Here is a 16,208-nt window from a genome sequence, read left to right on the forward strand (position 1 = left end):
ATAATTGCGTGCTTTGCGCCCCACAACATACGTTCGAGACAGATCATGCCGCAATACCGTTCCCGCACCTCCACCCATGGCCGCAACATGGCCGGGGCGCGCGCCCTGTGGCGCGCCACCGGCATGAAGGACGGCGATTTCGGCAAGCCCATCATCGCCGTGGTCAACTCCTTCACCCAGTTCGTGCCGGGACACGTGCACCTGCGCGACCTCGGCGCCCTGGTGGCGCGCGAGATCGAAGCCGCCGGCGGCGTGGCCAAGGAATTCAATACCATCGCGGTCGACGATGGCATCGCCATGGGCCACGGCGGCATGCTCTATTCGCTGCCCTCGCGCGAACTGATCGCCGATTCGGTCGAGTACATGGTCAACGCGCACTGCGCCGATGCCATGGTCTGCATCTCCAACTGCGACAAGATCACCCCGGGCATGCTGATGGCCGCCATGCGCCTGAACATCCCCGTCGTGTTCGTCTCCGGCGGCCCGATGGAGGCCGGCAAGATCAAGTCGCCCACCGATGGCCAGGTGATCGCCAAGATCGACCTGATCGACGCCATGATCAAGGCCGCCGATCCCAAGGTCAGCGATGCCGAGGCCGAGGAAGTCGAGCGCAGCGCCTGCCCCACCTGCGGCTCCTGCTCCGGCATGTTCACCGCCAACTCGATGAACTGCCTGACCGAGGCGATCGGCCTGGCGCTGCCGGGCAACGGCACCATCGTGGCCACACACGCCTGGCGCCAGGGCCTGTTCGAGCAGGCCGGCCGCCTGATCGTCGACCTGTGCCGCCGCTACTACCAGGAAGAAGACGCCTCGGTGCTGCCGCGCCAGATCGCCACCAAGCGCGCCTTCGAGAACGCCATGGCGCTGGACGTGGCCATGGGCGGCTCCACCAACACCGTGCTGCACCTGCTGGCCGCGGCGCAGGAGGCGGGCGTGGACTTCACCATGTCCGACATCGACCGCATCTCGCGCAAGGTGCCCTGCCTGTGCAAGGCCGCGCCGGCCACCGACAAGTACCACATCGAGGACGTGCACCGCGCCGGCGGCATCCTCGGCATCCTCGGCGAGCTGCTGCGCGCCGACCTGATCGACCCCAGCTGCGGCAACGTGCACAGCGGCACGCTGGGCGCCGCGATCGCGCGCTGGGACGTGGCGGGCAGCGGCGAGGATGCCGCGCACAAGTTCTACCGCGCCGCGCCGGGCGGCATCCCGACCCAGGTCGCCTTCAGCCAGGAAGCCACCTTCGACACGCTGGACCTCGACCGCGAGCGCGGCTGCATCCGCAGCAAGGAGCACGCGTATTCCAAGGATGGCGGCCTGGCCGTGCTGTACGGCAACCTGGCCGAGAAGGGCTGCATCGTCAAGACCGCGGGCGTGGATGAGTCGCAGTGGGTGTTCAGCGGCCGCGCGCGCGTGTTCGAGAGCCAGGACGACGCCGTGGCCGGCATCCTGGGCGACCAGGTGCAGGCCGGCGACGTGGTCATCATCCGCTACGAAGGCCCCAAGGGCGGCCCCGGCATGCAGGAGATGCTGTACCCGACCTCGTACCTGAAGTCCAAGGGCCTGGGCAAGACCTGCGCGCTGTTCACCGACGGGCGCTTCTCGGGCGGCTCCTCGGGGCTGGTGATCGGCCATGCCTCGCCGGAAGCGGCGGAAGGCGGCACGGTGGCGCTGGTCAACGATGGCGACACAATCCACATCGACATCCCCAAGCGCCGGATCCACCTCGACGTCTCCGAGGCGGAGCTGGCCAGCCGCCGCGCCGCCATGCAAGCGCGCGGCGCGCGCGCCTGGCAGCCGGAGCACCGCGAGCGCGTGGTCTCGGCCGCGCTGCAGGCCTACGCGGCGCTGGCCACCTCGGCCGATCGCGGCGCGGTGCGCGACCTGTCGCAGCTCAAGCGCGGCTGAGCCTCGCCTGCGCCCGGGTGCGCCCGGGTGCGACCGGGCGTGAAAAAAGGAAAGCCGGCACGGTCCTGGACCGTGCCCCCCCTCGGCACAGCCGGTATTTCTAGGCAGCGCTCGCGTGCAGCGGCAACGCCACCACCGCCTCCAGCCCTCCGCCGGCGCGCGGGCGGAAGTGCAGCGTGCCACCGTGCAGACGTGCGATGCGCTCCACGATGGCCAGGCCGAGCCCGGTGCCGCCGGCGTGGCCTTGCGCGTTCCTGCCGCGGCTGAAGGGGGCCTTGAGGGCTTCCAGTTCCGGTGCGCTGAGGCCGCTGCCGCGGTCGCAGATGGCGATGCAGGCCCTGTCGCCTTCGCGCCAGGTGCGCACCGCCAGGCCGTGCTTGCCGTAGACGATGGCGTTCTGCATCAGGTTCATCAGCAGGCGCATCAGGCTGACGGGGCGGAACGGCAGCGGCGGCAAGGCGCCAAGCGATAGCTCGAATTCGTGGCCGAGGCCGGCGAAATCCGCAGCCAGGCGGCCGACCAGGGCGTTGAGGTCGCCTGTTTCCGGCGGCTCGCGCTCGCCGCTGCCGGCGTAGTCCATGAACTGCTGCAGGATCGTGTCGATCTGGTCCAGGTAGCCCTCGACCGCGGCGACGAAGCTGTCGTCGGCACCGCGCGGGATTGCCATCGCCATGGCCAGGCGCAGCTTGGTCAGGGGCGTGCGGATATCGTGGGAGATGCCGGCCAGCATCAGCGAGCGCGTGGCCTCGGCCTGCTGCAGGGCCTGCGTCATCTGGTTGAAGGCGGTGCTGACCTGGGCGATCTCGGTCGGCCCGTCGGTGGGCAGCGCGACCGGCGCCTGGCCAGCGCTGAGCAGGCGCGCGGCATGCGCCAGTTCCTGCAGCGGGCGGTTGATGTGCCGCTGCAGCCAATAGCCGGTCAATGCGGCCAGCAGGGCCAGCACAGCCGACATCAGCACGGTGGCGGTCAGGCCGCCGGCGCGTGCGTCCTCGATCACGGGCAGGGGCAGCCAGGCGGGAGCGCCGGCGGGGCCGGCGTGGCGCAGGCGTATCCATACGCGCTCGTCGCCGTTGTCCTGCCAGCGCACCAGCAGTTCCGGCGACAGGCGGCGCTGCAGCACGTCGAGAAAGACGTCGCGCTGGTAGTCGCGGAGCAAGCGCAGCGGGCTGGGCGTGGGCTGCGGCGCCGCGGCCGGCGGCGCCTGCGGCTGTGCGCCGAGGCCGGCGGCGGTGGCGGCGGCAGCGCCGGCGGGCATGGCGGCGAGCATCGCGTCGAGGGTCTCGACGTAGCCCGCGAAGATATCGGCGGCGCGTTCCAGCCGGGGACGCTGCACGAAGCGCAGCAGTACCGCCAGCGAACAGGCCTGCGAGAAGGCCAGCAGGGCCACCAGCAGGACGATGTTACGCGCCAGCAGCGAACGGGGCAGGATGGAGGGCATCAAGGGACGTATCAGGTTTCGACGCCTGCCACCAGCATGTAGCCGACGCCCCACACCGTCTTGATGAAGCGCGGCTTGGAGGGGTCGTCCTCGACGATCTGGCGCAGGCGCAGGATCTGCACGTCGATGCTGCGGTCGAGCGCGTCGTGGTCGCGTCCGCGTGCCCGCGCCAGCAGGTTCTCTCGGCTCACCGCGCGGTTGGGCGAAGCGCCCAGCGCCTGCAGCAGCTGCATCTGGGCCGAGTGGATCTCGACCGGCTCGCCGCCGCGCAGCAGGACCAGCCCGGCCGGATCGAACCGGAAGTCGCCGAAACGCAACCGCTGCGTGGTCACGGTGGGGTCGCCCGCCGCCATCTTCTGGCGGCGCAGCAGCGCACGGATGCGCGCGACCAGCTCGTCCGGCACGAATGGCTTGGCCAGGTAGTCGTCGGCGCCGGTCTCCAGCCCGGTGACCCGGTCCATCGGGTCGCCCTTGGCGGTCAGCATCAGGATGGGCAGGGTGTGGCCTTCGCCGCGCAGGCGGCGGCAGATGGTGAGGCCGTCCTCGGGCGCCATCATCAGGTCCAGCACGAGCAGGTCGTGCGGCTCGCGCTGCAGGTAGCGGTCGAGTTGCTTGCCGTCGGCGACCACGCGCACGCGGAAGCCGTGCGCGCTCAGGAAGCGCTGCAGCATATTGCGCAACTCCGCCTCGTCGTCGAGCACGAGGATCCTGGTTTCCTGCTCCATGCTGTTCTCCCGGGTGAAGATGGGACGGGGTGCCGCGCAGATCCGGCCGTCAGCGCGACATGGCATGCTGGCGCAGGAAAGCCGCGATCTGCGGCAGGGTGACATAGCCTGCCTGCTGCGTGTCGATTGCGTCGAAATACCTGGCCACCATCGGCATGCCGGCAGCGGCCTGCTCGCGCGTCAGCTTGCCGTCGTGCGTGGTGTTGGCGCTGGCGAAGCGTGCCTCGATCTGCCGCACGGCCTGGCCGAGGCGCGTGCTGCCTCCCGCGGCGGGCGCGGATTCCTGCGCCGAGGCGCCTACCGAAACAATACACAAGATGAGGGTGGCGATCATTCGCTGCATGGGTTTCTCCGTGGGGTAGCCGACCGGGAACCGGCACGTGCCGGATGCCGGCGAGAAGCGGCCGGCGGCGGGTCGGACGGACTATAGGCGGGCAGCACGCGGAAATCGCGCTCGAAAACATGTCGCCGCGTTACATGCGGCGACCACGGCGCAAACAGGCGGCGCCGCACCGGCATGCGCGCAGGGAATGACTGCGCGCCGAGCCCCCGGAGGCACCACCAGGAGCCGGGCTGCCGGCGGGGGCATTGCTGCGGTCGCCGCGGCGCGCTGACCTACGCGACGACCTATGGGCTGACCTATGGGCTGAAATATGGCGACATGGTTTCCGCATGGCGCCCGCCCGCGCCGCCCGCTACATTGCCTTCACCCGACGCGACGGCGGCCATCCGGCTGACGGTGGGTCCCGAACCAGGCTGTCGCGCGGATGATGCTGACTACTGGAATGGTGACTGGAATGGTGACTGGAAACCTCGGAACACTTGCGCTCTATGTCTCGGCCTTCGTCGTCTCGGTCTCGCTGATCGAGGCCGCCGTCCTTACCTGGCGGAGCCGTCGCGGCGGCAAGCCGTTCGACTGGTCGGAGGCCTGGCTCTCGCTGGCCGACCTGGCCGGCCGCAAGCTGCTGGCCCTGTTACCGCTGTCGCTGGCCACGCCGGTCTTCCACTTCGCCTGGGAGCACCGCTTCTACACGGTTCCGCTCGACAGCGCGCTGACGGTGCTGCTGCTCTTCCTCGGGCAGGAGTTCTGCTACTACTGGTACCACCGCGCCTCGCACCGCGTGCGCTTCTTCTGGGCCACGCATGCGGTCCACCACTCGCCCAACCAGTTATCGCTGTCCTCGGCCTTCCGGCTCGGCTGGACCGGCAAGCTCTCCGGCACCGCTGTCTTCTTCACGCCGCTGGTGCTGCTGGGTGTGCGTCCCGAGGTCGTGCTGGCCACCGTCAGCCTGAACCTGATGTATCAGTTCTGGCTGCACAACACCTGGATACCCAGGCTCGGCTGGTTCGAATACGTCTTCAACACGCCGTCGGCGCACCGCGTGCACCATGCTTCCAACGTCGACTACCTGGATGCCAACTACGGCGGCGTGCTGATCGTGTTCGACCGCCTGTTCGGCACCTATGTCGAGGAACGTGCCGACGAGCCCTGCCGCTACGGCCTGGTGACGCCGTCGCATACCCGCAACCCGCTGCGCAACCAGTTCGAGCACTGGATCAGCCTGGCGCGCGACATGGCTGCGGCCGGCAATCCGTGGGACGCGCTGCGCTACGTGTTGATGCCGCCGGGCTGGCGTGCCGACGGCAGTGGTGGCACCACCGAGAACCTGCGCCGCCAGAGCCGCATCGCGCAGTCGCCGGCAGCCACCGGCAGCCCGGCTCGGTAAGGCGGGCCGGGTAAGAGGAGGTGTTCCACGGACTTGCTGACGGGCACGCCAAGCGTGCCGGCTTTTCCTACACTCAAGGTCGGGCGCCGAGCAGGCGCGGTGCGCAGGGCACCGCGCCTTTCGCCTTGGTGCCGTTCTCGACCTCGGTGCGGATGGCGGCGCCCGGCCCGGGCGCCGGCCGCCGCTCATTGGAGGGTACGACATGGAATTCCTGAACTCCGGCAAGATCCTCCCGGCGGGGCTGCCGTTCTCCGAAGGTGTGCGGGTCGGCCAGTGGCTGCTGCTGTCCGGCCAGATGGGCATCGTGCCGGGCACCACGCGCCTGGTGCCCGGCGGCATCCGCGAGGAGGCCAGGCAGGCGCTGATGAATGTGCGCGTCGCGCTGGAAGCCCACGGCCTGTCCTTGCAGCGCGTCGCCAAGTGCACCATCATGCTGGCCGACATCGCCGAGTGGCAGGCCTTCAACGAGGTCTACAAGGAATTCTTCCAGGCGCCCTATCCGGCGCGCAGCGCGCTGGGCGCGAGCGGGCTGGCGCTGGGGGCGCGCGTGGAGATCGAGTGTATGGCCGTGTTCGATTAGCCGGACCGATCCGGCTCAGCTTCGCGCCGCCGCCATCACGCGCCGCAGCGTCTCCGGCACGCGCGGGTCGCCCGACTGCGCCACGTTGATGCGCAGGAAGGAGGCGGCCGACTGCGACACGCTGAACACATTGCCCGGCGCCAGCACCACGCCATCGGCCAGCGCCAGGCGGGCCAGCACGGTGGAGTCCAGGCCGTCCGGCAGGCGGCACCAGAGGTAGAAGCCGCCGCGCGGCATCAGCCAGGGATCGATGCCCAGCGGCGCGAGCCGCGCGGCGATGTCGCGCCGCGCCTGCGAGAGCCGCCGCCGCAGTGCTTCCATATGCTTGCGGTAGCCGCCGCCGGCCAGCACCTGCCCGACCAGTTCGGTCGCCACCGGGCTCGCACCGCCGAAGCTGGTGGCCACCTGCAGGTCGACCAGTCCTTCGATCCAGTCGGCACGGGCGGCGATATAGCCGCAGCGCACCGAGGCGGACAGCGTCTTGGAGAAACTGCCGATGCGGATCACGCGCTCCAGACCGTCCAGCACCGCCAGGCGCGGCGAAGGCTCGGGCTCGAAGTCGGCGAAGATGTCGTCCTCGACGATGGTCAGGCCATGCGCGGCGGCCGCGCGCAGCACGCGGTGGGCGGTCTGCGGCGAGAGCGAGGCGCCGGTCGGGTTGTGCAGCGCGGAGTTGGTCAGGTAGAGGCGTGGCTGCTCCGAGGCGAGCACCGTTTCGAAGGCCGTCACATCGGGACCGGACGGGGTGTAAGGTACGCCGACGACGCGGGCCTGGTGCGCGCGCAGCAGCGCCTGGAAGTTGAAATAGCAGGGATCGTCGACCAGGACCGTATCGCCGGGCTGCAGCAGGAAGCGGCAGATCAGGTCGATGGCCTGCGTGCCCGAGCCGGTCAGCAGGAGCTGCGCGGGCGCGGCCTCCAGGCCTTCCTCGGCGAAGCGGCCCAGCAGCAGCCGGCGCAGTGCCAGCGATCCACGCGTGCTGCCGTAGTCGGCGAGCAGCGCGGGCTCTGCGCGTGCCAGCGCGCGCAAGGCGCGGCGCAGCGCGGCGTGCGGCATCCAGTCCTCGGGCAGCCAGCCGCAGCCGGGTTTCAGCACGGCCGGATCGGCATCGAGCGACTGGCGCGAGACCCAGAACGGATCCACTGCATGTTCACGGGCCGGCTCCGCCGCCAGTGCCATCGGCGCCGGTACGGTGGCGGCAACATAGAAGCCGGAGCCGCGCCGGGCCCGGATCAGGCCCTCGGCGGCGAGTCGGTCATAGGCCTCCACCACCGTCGAAGGTGAAACGCCCTGGGCCGCGGCGAAGCGCCGGATCGACGGCAGGCGGTCGCCGGCGGCCAGCGCGCGGCTCGCCACCTTGGCGCGGATGGCCGCCATGACCTTGCCGGTCCGCGTGCCAGCCTCGTCCTGCGTGTCGCCTTGCCTGCTCGTGGTGGTGGTGATTGCCGTCATTGCCGTCGTGCCCCGTGCGCGATGCTGCCGCGTCGCTGTGCCGCCGCACTGCAAAGTGAGTGGCAGCGCATATCCATACAGTTCTTTCGGATTGTATTGGACTGTCTCTGCCCAGGCCAGATAGGAGGGCCTAGCATCGTGTGCTTGAAGGATGAGTGCGGACGCCGGGACGGAGAGAGCGGAGAGATGGCAACGATGGCAAAAGGGTGGGGCAGCGGACTGCTGGGCGTGTTGATCTTCAGTGGCTCGCTGCCGGCGACGCGGGTCGCCGTGGGCGGCTTCTCGCCGCTCTTCCTGACCTCGGCGCGGGCCGTCATCGCCGCCTTGCTCGGCGCCGTGTTCCTGGCGGCGCTGCGCCAGGCGCGGCCGGCGCGGCGCGACCTCGTCCCGCTGGCGGTGATCGCCCTGGGCGTGGTGGTGGGCTTCCCGCTGCTGACGGCGCTGGCGCTGCAGCACATCACCTCGGCACGCTCCATTGTCTTTATCGGCCTGCTGCCGCTGTCCACCGCGCTGTTCGGCGTGCTGCGCGGCGGCGAGCGGCCAAGCCCGGTGTTCTGGCTGTTCTCGGGCCTGGGCGCCGCCACCGTGGCTGGCTTTTCGCTGCATCAAGGCAGCGGCGGCTCGTCGGCCGGCGACCTGCTGATGGTGGCGGCCATCGTGCTGTGCGGGCTGGGTTATGCCGAAGGCGGCGTGCTGTCGCGCCGCCTCGGCGGCTGGCAGGTCATTTCCTGGTCGCTGCTGCTGGCGCTGCCGCTGATGGCGGCACTGGCCTTGTTCACGCTGCCGGCCACCTGGCAGGGCATCGGCGGCGGCGCCTGGACCGGGCTGGCCTATGTCTCGGTGTTCAGCATGCTGGTGGGCTTCATCTTCTGGTACCGCGGGCTGGCGCTGGGCGGTATCGCCGGCGTCGGGCAACTGCAACTGCTGCAACCGCTGTTCGGCCTGATGCTGGCCGCCTGGCTGCTGCATGAGCCGGTCGCGTGGACCATGGTGGCGGCGACGGCGGTGGTGGTGCTGTGCGTGGCCGGAGCGAAGCGGTTCGCCTGAGGGCTGCGCCCGGCGTCCGCGCCGGTCGGTACACACGGACCGGTGCGCAAGGCCGGTGCCGCTCGCTACAATGCCCTCCTGCGCCTTCCCATACTTTTCCGCAATTCCCTGCCGACCCCTGACCGATGCGAAAACTCAAGCTTGCGCTCGCCGCCCTGCCGATCCTGGCCATCGCCATGCCGCTGGCCGCGCTGGCCTTCGTCAAGCCGCTGCGCGCAGCGGTGCCCGGGTGGATGCCGGGCGTCCAATGTCCGCGCGCGGATCTCTGCATGGACGACGTGGGGCGGCTGGCCGAGGCGCAGCAACTCTACGCGCAGGGCTATGCCACCGCCACCGCGGCCGTGGGCCCTTTCCACGGCCGGCCCCGCCTCGTGTTCTGCTCGACGCAGGCCTGCGCCGACACCTTCGGCCTGGGCCGGCGCGCGGCGGCGGCGGTGGGCGACTTCGGCCTGGCGGTGGCACCGCGCGGCTGGCAGTCCTACTACGTCGCGCATGAACTGATCCACTACCGGCAGGCGGAGACGCTGGGCAACGTGGCCGTTGCGACCGGGCCCGGATGGCTGATCGAAGGCATGGCCTACGACCTCAGCGGCGACCCGCGCCCCGTGCTGGGCGAGCCCTTCCAGGGCTGGCGTGCACAGTTCCGCGCCTGGCATGCGGGCCTGGGCGGCCGGGACCTGTGGGAGGCGGCGCGGGCGGTGCGCTGAAGCGGGGCCGGCCCCGGCCCCGGCCGTTCAGCTTGCCTGCAGCGCCAGCCGGTACGCATTCGGCGGCGCGCCGTGCGCGTCGCGGAAGCGGTGGCTCAGGTGGGCCGCGTTGGCGTAGCCGCATTGCGCCGCAACCTGCGCCAGCGGCAGCGCGGTGGTCTTGAGCAGCGCGCGCGCCCTGGCCAGCCGCTGCTCGGCCACCCAGGCATGGGGCGCACTGCCGAAGGACAGGCGGAACATGCGCGTGAAATGGTATTCGGACAGCGCGGCCAGGTCGGCCAGTTCCCCCACCGTGAGCGGCTGGGTGAGATGGGCTTCGATGTATTCGCGCAGGCGCCGCCGTACCGCCGGCGACAGGCCGCCGCGCGGCCGCAGTCCGGCGCGGTTGACGCTCTGGCCGCGCAGCAGCTGGCTCAGTACCTCATGCGCGGCTTCGTTGACGCGCAGCCTGCCGTCGGCATCGTCCCAGCGCTCGCGCAGCAGCGCGCGGCACAGCGCGTCGATGCGTGCGTCCTCGAAGTAGGTGCGGTCGGCCAGCGTCAGTTCGCGTGGTTCGCGGTCCAGTTCCTGCACCGCGCGCCGGGTGAAATGCTCGGGCAGGAAATACAGGTGCAGGAAGTGCATCTCGCCTCGTACCCACCAGCGCGATTCGTGGTCGCTCGGCAGCGCGCACAGCCGGCTCGGGGCGCCGAAGCCGGGTACTTTCTGGCGCTCGGTGCGGTAGCCGCCGTCCAGGTAGCAGGACAGCGTGTGGTGGCCCGGCTGCTCGTACGAGGTCTCGGTCTCTTCGGTGATGCGCGTCCATTCGGCGATCGCCAGCCCGTCGCCGAGCCAGGCGAAGCGCTCGAGCGTGGCATTGGCCTCGCTGAGCGTGCGGCAGACCGACTGCAGGCCGAAGGGGATCCCGGCGTCGGTGCCGGCGGGAACGGTGGGGCGATGGCGCATGATGCGGGCCAGTATAAGCGCAGGCGCTGCCCGCGCGGCTGCCGGCGGGAAAAGACCGCAATTCTGGACAATGGCCCCGGCAAGGAAAGCGGCAGCATGATCGACAAGGCCGGGGGCGGCAGCTCCGGCGGCTTTCCCCGGCCTTCCCCGGCCTTCCTGTTCCCCCTGCGATGAATCTCTTCCTCTACATCCTGACGGTACTGATCTGGGGCACCACCTGGATCGCGATCAAATGGCAACTCGGCGTGGTACCGCCGCCGGTGTCGATTGCCTGGCGCTTCTGGCTGGCGGCAGCGGTGCTGTTCCTGCTGCTGCGCCTGACGCGGCGCAGCGTGCGTGTGCCGCGCGCGGCGTGGCGCATTCTCGCCGCACAGGGGGTGACCTTGTTCTGCCTGAACTTCCTGTGCTTCTACTATGCCGAGCAGGTGGTGCCGAGCGGCCTGGTCGCCGTGGTGTTCTCCACCGCGCCGCTGCTCAATGCCATCAACGGCCGCCTGTTCATGGGGCGCCCGCTGCAGGGCCAGGCCATCCTCGGCGCGCTGCTGGGGCTGACCGGCATCGCTTGCCTGTTCTACCAGCAGATGGCGGGGCATGCGGCCGACCACGCCCTGTGGCAGGGGCTGGCGGTGGCCTTCGCCGGGACCCTGTGCTTCTCGACCGGCAACCTGCAGTCGAGCCGGATGCAGGCGATGGGCCTGCATCCGCTGGTGACCAATGCCTGGGCCATGTTGATCGGTGCCGCGGTGCTGAGCGCCGGCGCCTGGCTGGCCGGGCTTTCCTTCCGGCCGGATACCGGCCCGCTCTACCTCGGCGCGCTGCTCTACCTGGCCGTGCCCGGCTCGGTGATCGGCTTCACCGCCTACCTGACCCTGGTGGGACGGATCGGGCCGGAGCGTGCGGCCTACTGCACGGTGCTGTTCCCGATCGTGGCGCTCGCGGCCTCGACCGTGTTCGAGGACTACCGCTGGTCGGCGCTGGCCGTGGCGGGCCTGGTGCTGGTGGTGGCCGGCAACCTGGTGGCGTTCGGGCTGGCGGGACGGCTGCTGGCCGGGCGCGCGCGTCTGCACGGTGCAGCCGGCGCGCGGCGTCCGGGCTAGCGGCGCGGGCTTTACCGCATTTTGATCGGGAGCGCCGCGATCTTCACGCGGCCTGTATGGAGACTGGCATAGCCTTGAGCCAGGCAAGAGGGAGCGCTTGCATTGCCTGCCGGCCGTCCCTCATGCATGCACCGACAACGGATCCCGATGGGGAAACAGCCATGTGGCATCGCTTCGTTCTGGCCGGCCTGGCGCTGCTGGCCCTGATCCTGTTTTTTCTCGCCCAGTACCGGTTGGTCAATGCTGTCAGCCGCTGGGAGGACGATGCCATCCTGCCGCTCGACGACGAAAGCGGCCGTTAGCGGCCGGCGCCACCCCGGCGGGTGTCGCCGGCCTCGCGCGACGCGGCCAGCCGGCCGGACGCCTCGCCGATGCGAGGCGGGCCTTCCATGCGGACCTGCTGTGCGGACCTGCTGTGCGGACCTGGAACGCGGGCCAGGTATCGTTTCAGGCCAGGGCCGGGTAGTCGACGTAGCCTTCGGCACCCGGATGGTAGTAGGTCTCCGGGCGCGGCACATTCAACTCCGCGTTCAGATGCAGGCGGCGCGGCAGGTCGGGGTTGGCGATGAAGAGCTGGCCGAAGGCCACGGCATCCGCTTCGCCGGCGGCCAGCACCTGTGCGGCGCTCTGCCTGGTCATCTTCTCGTTGGCGATGTAGACGCCGCCAAAGGCTGCCTTCAGCGCCGGCCCGAGGCGGTTCTCGCCGAGCGCTTCGCGCGCGCACAGAAAGGCGATGCCGCGCTTGCCGAGCTCGCGTGCGACGTAGCCGAAGGTGGCGGCGGGGTCGGAGTCGCCCATGTCGTGCGCGTCGCCGCGCGGTGCCAGGTGGACGCCGACGCGGCCCGCGCCCCACACCTCGATGCAGGCATCGGTGATCTCCAGCAGCAGGCGCGCGCGATTCTCGATCGGGCCGCCGTAGGCATCGGTGCGATGGTTGGTGGAGTCCTGCAGGAACTGGTCGATCAGGTAGCCGTTGGCGGCATGCACTTCCACGCCGTCGAAACCTGCCTTCCTGGCGTTCTCGGCGCCATGCCGGAAGGCCGCCACCACCCCAGCGATCTCCTCGGTTTCCAGCGCGCGCGGCGTGACGTAGGGGCGCTTGGGCCGGACCAGGCTGACGTTGCCCTGGGCGGCGATGGCGCTCGGCGCCACCGGCAGGTCGCCGTCGAGGAACACGGGGTCGGAGATGCGGCCCACGTGCCAGAGTTGCAGGAAGATGCGGCCGCCGGCCGCGTGCACGGCGTCGGTCACCTGCTTCCAGCCGGCGACCTGCTCGTCGCTCCAGATGCCGGGGGTATCGGCATAGCCGACGCCCTGCGGCGTGACGGCGGTGGCCTCCGACAGGATCAGGCCGGCCGATGCACGCTGCACGTAGTACTGCGCCATCAGGGCATTGGGCACGCGCTGGCCGCCCACCGCGCGCGAGCGCGTGAGCGGCGCCATGATGACGCGGTTGGGCAATTCGAGATCGCCGAGTCGGAGGGGATCGAAAAGAGTGGGCATGGTTGTCCGCCTTGCGGTTGGGGAGGGGAAAGGCACGGTCGCGTTCGCGGCGGCTCGCCGTCGGCGCGGCCTGTGCGGCTCAAAGCTCCTGGTGAAGCTGGTCGAGGAAGGCCTGGATGGTGGCCTCGTCCCGTTTGAAGAAGACCCATTGGCCGATGCGCCTGGCGCGGATCAGGCCGGCGCGCTGCAGGGTGGCCAGGTGGGCGGATACGGTGGACTGCGACAGTCCGGCGTGCGCATCGATCAGCCCCGCGCAGACACCGAGGTCGAGCGGATATTCCTGCGCCGAGAAATACGCTTCCGGCGTGCGCAGCCACGCCAGGATATTGCGCCGCACCGGATTGGCCAGCGCCTTGTGGATCGTATCCACGTCCAGCGCTGGCGTATCGCCGGTTGCCTCCGGCGCCGCTTGCTTCGCTCTCTGCTTCGCTGTCTTGCGAACCATGAATCGGGGAATCTCCAAATTGATATCGGAAATATACGATGCATCGATCGGGCCTGCTCGATGCGTTTGAATGACCCTGTCGATGGTGTGGGGGCTGGGTTCCGCGGAGCAACGAATGGTTCGCCGGCGCGCCGGGCGGCATCGCGTCGGAGCCGGCCAACTCAGAATTTGCTGATTCCCGTTACGAGTTGAAACAAGGTCACCTGCCGCGGGCACGAATGTTATCCTTCCGGCCCCTTTCTACCAGTCGGGAAGGGCAATCCAGCATTTCAGGAAGGAATTCATGCATCGTATTTTCAGGCTGGCCGCATCGACCGCCTTGTTTCTCGGCATCACCACGGCCGCTCACGCCGCCGCCGATTTCGCCGGCTGCCAGCAGTTCTTCGCCCAAGGCGCGGTTCCCCAGCTTCACAAGGCCCAGAACCTGAAGCCGCGCGCGCTGTGCTTCGACTCTTTCGCGATCCTGCATTCCGGCACCACCAAGACGCCCGTCTACGTGGCGGAGCGGATCAACGCGGCGCAGGTAGAGGACGCCCAGGACGAGCAGCGCACCAACCGCTTCTTCGCCGATGCGCGCCTGCCTCGCGCTGAACGCGCGGAGCTGGACGACTACAAGGGGTCGGGCTACGACCGCGGCCACATGGCACCGGCCGGCGACATGCCCAGCGCCACTGCGATGGCACAGAGCTTCTCGCTGGCCAATATGGTGCCGCAGGCGCCCCAGAACAACCGCCGCAGCTGGGCCGGTATCGAGCAGGCGACGCGCAAGTACGCGCGACGCGCCAAGGGCGACATCTACGTGATCACCGGGCCGGTCTACGGCAGCACGCCGAGCACCATCGGCCCGGGCCAGGTATGGGTGCCGCAATACCTCTTCAAGCTCGTCTACGATCCGTCGAACCACCGCGCCTGGGCGCATTGGATCGAGAACACCGATTCGGCGCGCGCAGGCCGCCCCATCAGCTACCAGGAACTCGTCAAGCGCACCGGCATCGAGTTCCTGCCTGGCGTCACGCTGACGGAGTGAGGCGGGGCGGGCACGCGGGTTTGCGCCGCTGCCCGTGCGGGCACGGCCAAGGCCGCGTGCCGCCGCGCCGCAAGCGGGCAAAGCGGGCGCCCGTGACCTACAGTGGAACGAGGGCGCGCCGCGCGCGGCCCGGGATGCCGGCGCCGAGGCGTGCCGGCGGACGACCGGGCCACGCGGCCGTCCGGCATGCGGAGATCCTGCCATGTCCGAGGCATCCTTCCTTTGTGCCCATGCGGCTCACGTCCGCTGGCGGGAGGCGCTGGCCGAATGCCAGCGGCAACTCGAGATGCAGGCTGCCGTGCGCCGGGCGCGCGACGGTACGGCCGCTCCGCTCACGCTCGGCTGGTGCTACCTGGGCGAGGACTATGCCGAGGCGGCCGAGGCGATCCTGGCCGAACTGAAGGAGGACTGGCCCGGTGTGGCCTGGGTCGGGGCCGACGGTGTCGGCGTGTGCGCGAACGGGGTCGAGTACATCGACGAACCGGCCCTGGTGCTGATGCTGGCGCCCTTGCCCAGCCAGTCGTTCCGACTCTTCTCCGGGCGGCGGCCGCTGCCCGGCCCGACGTCCGGGTTCTCTGCCCATACCGCGCAGGTGCATGCCGACGGCGGCACGCCCGATCTCCAGGACCTGCTGCGCGAACTGAGCGCACGCACTGCCACCGGCTATCTGTTCGGCGGCGTGGCGTCGGCGCGCCGCCGGCCGCTGCACGTGGCCGACGACGTGCTCGGCGGTGGCCTGTCCGGTGTGCTGTTCAATGCCGATGTGGAACTGGTGGCGCGGGTGACACAGGGCTGCCAGCCGATCGGCCCGAGCCGTACCGTGACGCGCGCCGAACGCAACCTGCTGATCGCGCTGGACGGCAGGCCCGCCCTCGATTGCGTGCTGCAGGATCTCGGACTGGCGCGCGACGCGCCACTGGAGCTGCTCTCCGAGGCCTTGTCGGGAACGCTGGCCGGACTGGGCGGCGGGGTCGAGCAGGCGCCGCACCAGCCGGGTACCTTCGGCACCGACACGCTGGTACGGCATGTGATCGGCGTAGACGTGCTGCATCGGGTGCTGGCGCTGGCCGACGTGGCCGAGCCAGGTGTGCCGCTGGCCTTCTGCCGGCGCAATCCCGACGCGGCGCTGGCAGACCTGGTGCGCATGGCTGGCGAAGTGCGGGCCGAGCTCGGGCGCCGTGGGGCAGGGCGGGCCGCGGGAGCGGTCTACGTCAGTTGCTGCGGCCGGGGCGGACCGCATTTCGGCGCGCCCAATGCCGAGTTGCAGGCCTTGCGCGGGGTGCTGGGTGAACTGCCGCTGGCCGGATTCTTCGCCGGTGGCGAGATTGCCCGGGATCACTTGTACGGCTATACGGGCGTGCTCACCGTCTTTGTTGCACATTGAGCGAGGGACGGCCGGGCGTTGTCGCGGTGCCCATGCCTGCGCCGGGATCGCGGTTCGCCCAGCGAGCCGCTGCCTCACTGCCTCACCTCCTCACCTCCTCACCGCATGATCGCCTTGTCGATATGCCGGCGGCAAATGACGATGGCCGATCTCGCGATCGGCCATCGTTCGGGAGCGGGCGGCGCGCCGCATCGGACGGCCGCCGCCGGCCATGCCGGGTCCG

At 70.1% G+C, this 16,208-nt stretch carries 16 protein-coding genes; 9 read left to right on the top strand and 7 right to left on the bottom strand.

Annotated elements, in window-relative coordinates; genetic code table 11:
- Positions 1-45: 45 nt before the first annotated feature.
- On the top strand, positions 46-1,908 hold the full coding sequence (gene ilvD, locus BKK79_RS19540; protein WP_071038281.1) for a dihydroxy-acid dehydratase: 1,863 nt from the start codon (positions 46-48) through the stop codon (positions 1,906-1,908).
- 100 nt (positions 1,909-2,008) lie between these two features.
- On the opposite strand, the gene BKK79_RS19545 is transcribed toward ilvD, so the two are convergent.
- Genes BKK79_RS19545 through BKK79_RS19555 form a run of 3 tightly spaced genes read right to left on the bottom strand, consistent with a single transcriptional unit; the run spans position 2,009 to position 4,414 of the window.
- Positions 2,009-3,346, bottom strand: coding sequence for an ATP-binding protein (locus BKK79_RS19545; protein WP_084084798.1), 1,338 nt, complete (start codon positions 3,344-3,346; stop codon positions 2,009-2,011).
- Between the two features lie 11 nt (positions 3,347-3,357).
- Positions 3,358-4,071: a response regulator gene (locus BKK79_RS19550; RefSeq protein ID WP_071038282.1), complete on the bottom strand. Its 714-nt coding sequence runs from the start codon at positions 4,069-4,071 to the stop codon at positions 3,358-3,360.
- A gap of 49 nt (positions 4,072-4,120) precedes the next feature.
- A complete protein-coding gene (locus tag BKK79_RS19555) occupies positions 4,121-4,414 on the bottom strand; it encodes a hypothetical protein (protein WP_071038283.1) in 294 nt (97 codons plus the stop codon).
- 454 nt (positions 4,415-4,868) lie between these two features.
- Between BKK79_RS19555 and BKK79_RS19560 the strand changes: the two genes are divergently transcribed.
- On the top strand, positions 4,869-5,798 hold the full coding sequence (locus BKK79_RS19560; RefSeq protein WP_071038284.1) for a sterol desaturase family protein: 930 nt from the start codon (positions 4,869-4,871) through the stop codon (positions 5,796-5,798).
- A 202-nt stretch (positions 5,799-6,000) separates the two neighbouring features.
- Complete coding sequence (locus BKK79_RS19565) at positions 6,001-6,378, top strand: RidA family protein (RefSeq protein ID WP_071013322.1); 378 nt, start codon at positions 6,001-6,003, stop codon at positions 6,376-6,378.
- Between the two features lie 15 nt (positions 6,379-6,393).
- On the opposite strand, the gene BKK79_RS19570 is transcribed toward BKK79_RS19565, so the two are convergent.
- A complete protein-coding gene (locus BKK79_RS19570) occupies positions 6,394-7,830 on the bottom strand; it encodes an aminotransferase-like domain-containing protein (RefSeq protein ID WP_071038285.1) in 1,437 nt (478 codons plus the stop codon).
- A gap of 186 nt (positions 7,831-8,016) precedes the next feature.
- Between BKK79_RS19570 and BKK79_RS19575 the strand changes: the two genes are divergently transcribed.
- Positions 8,017-8,877, top strand: coding sequence for a DMT family transporter (locus BKK79_RS19575; protein ID WP_071013316.1), 861 nt, complete (start codon positions 8,017-8,019; stop codon positions 8,875-8,877).
- A gap of 125 nt (positions 8,878-9,002) precedes the next feature.
- Positions 9,003-9,584 carry a hypothetical protein gene (locus tag BKK79_RS19580; protein WP_071038286.1) on the top strand — a complete coding sequence of 194 codons (582 nt, stop codon included), beginning with the start codon at positions 9,003-9,005 and terminating at the stop codon, positions 9,582-9,584.
- 27 nt (positions 9,585-9,611) lie between these two features.
- Here the strand turns inward: BKK79_RS19580 and BKK79_RS19585 are convergent, their stop codons facing one another.
- Positions 9,612-10,529: a helix-turn-helix domain-containing protein gene (locus BKK79_RS19585; RefSeq protein WP_071038287.1), complete on the bottom strand. Its 918-nt coding sequence runs from the start codon at positions 10,527-10,529 to the stop codon at positions 9,612-9,614.
- Positions 10,530-10,699: 170 nt separating this feature from the next.
- On the opposite strand from BKK79_RS19585, the gene BKK79_RS19595 reads away from it, so the two are divergent.
- Together BKK79_RS19595 and BKK79_RS40425 are read left to right on the top strand one after the other, a co-directional pair.
- Positions 10,700-11,626, top strand: coding sequence for a DMT family transporter (locus BKK79_RS19595; RefSeq protein WP_071038289.1), 927 nt, complete (start codon positions 10,700-10,702; stop codon positions 11,624-11,626).
- A gap of 161 nt (positions 11,627-11,787) precedes the next feature.
- Positions 11,788-11,928: a hypothetical protein gene (locus BKK79_RS40425; protein WP_156811272.1), complete on the top strand. Its 141-nt coding sequence runs from the start codon at positions 11,788-11,790 to the stop codon at positions 11,926-11,928.
- A gap of 145 nt (positions 11,929-12,073) precedes the next feature.
- Here BKK79_RS40425 and BKK79_RS19600 read toward each other — a convergent pair whose 3' ends face one another.
- Together BKK79_RS19600 and BKK79_RS19605 are read right to left on the bottom strand one after the other, a co-directional pair.
- Positions 12,074-13,129, bottom strand: coding sequence for an alkene reductase (locus BKK79_RS19600; RefSeq protein WP_071013304.1), 1,056 nt, complete (start codon positions 13,127-13,129; stop codon positions 12,074-12,076).
- Positions 13,130-13,208: 79 nt separating this feature from the next.
- Positions 13,209-13,505: an ArsR/SmtB family transcription factor gene (locus BKK79_RS19605; RefSeq protein WP_071016412.1), complete on the bottom strand. Its 297-nt coding sequence runs from the start codon at positions 13,503-13,505 to the stop codon at positions 13,209-13,211.
- Between the two features lie 352 nt (positions 13,506-13,857).
- Between BKK79_RS19605 and BKK79_RS19610 the strand changes: the two genes are divergently transcribed.
- Entirely contained in the window at positions 13,858-14,601 is a 744-nt protein-coding gene (locus BKK79_RS19610; protein WP_071013302.1) for a DNA/RNA non-specific endonuclease, read from the top strand.
- A 202-nt stretch (positions 14,602-14,803) separates the two neighbouring features.
- Positions 14,804-15,985 carry an FIST signal transduction protein gene (locus BKK79_RS19615; protein ID WP_071013299.1) on the top strand — a complete coding sequence of 394 codons (1,182 nt, stop codon included), beginning with the start codon at positions 14,804-14,806 and terminating at the stop codon, positions 15,983-15,985.
- The last annotated feature ends 223 nt before the right edge of the window (positions 15,986-16,208 follow it).

The sequence above is a fragment of the Cupriavidus sp. USMAA2-4 genome, assembly GCF_001854305.1.
GTDB classification, from domain to species: domain Bacteria; phylum Pseudomonadota; class Gammaproteobacteria; order Burkholderiales; family Burkholderiaceae; genus Cupriavidus; species Cupriavidus malaysiensis.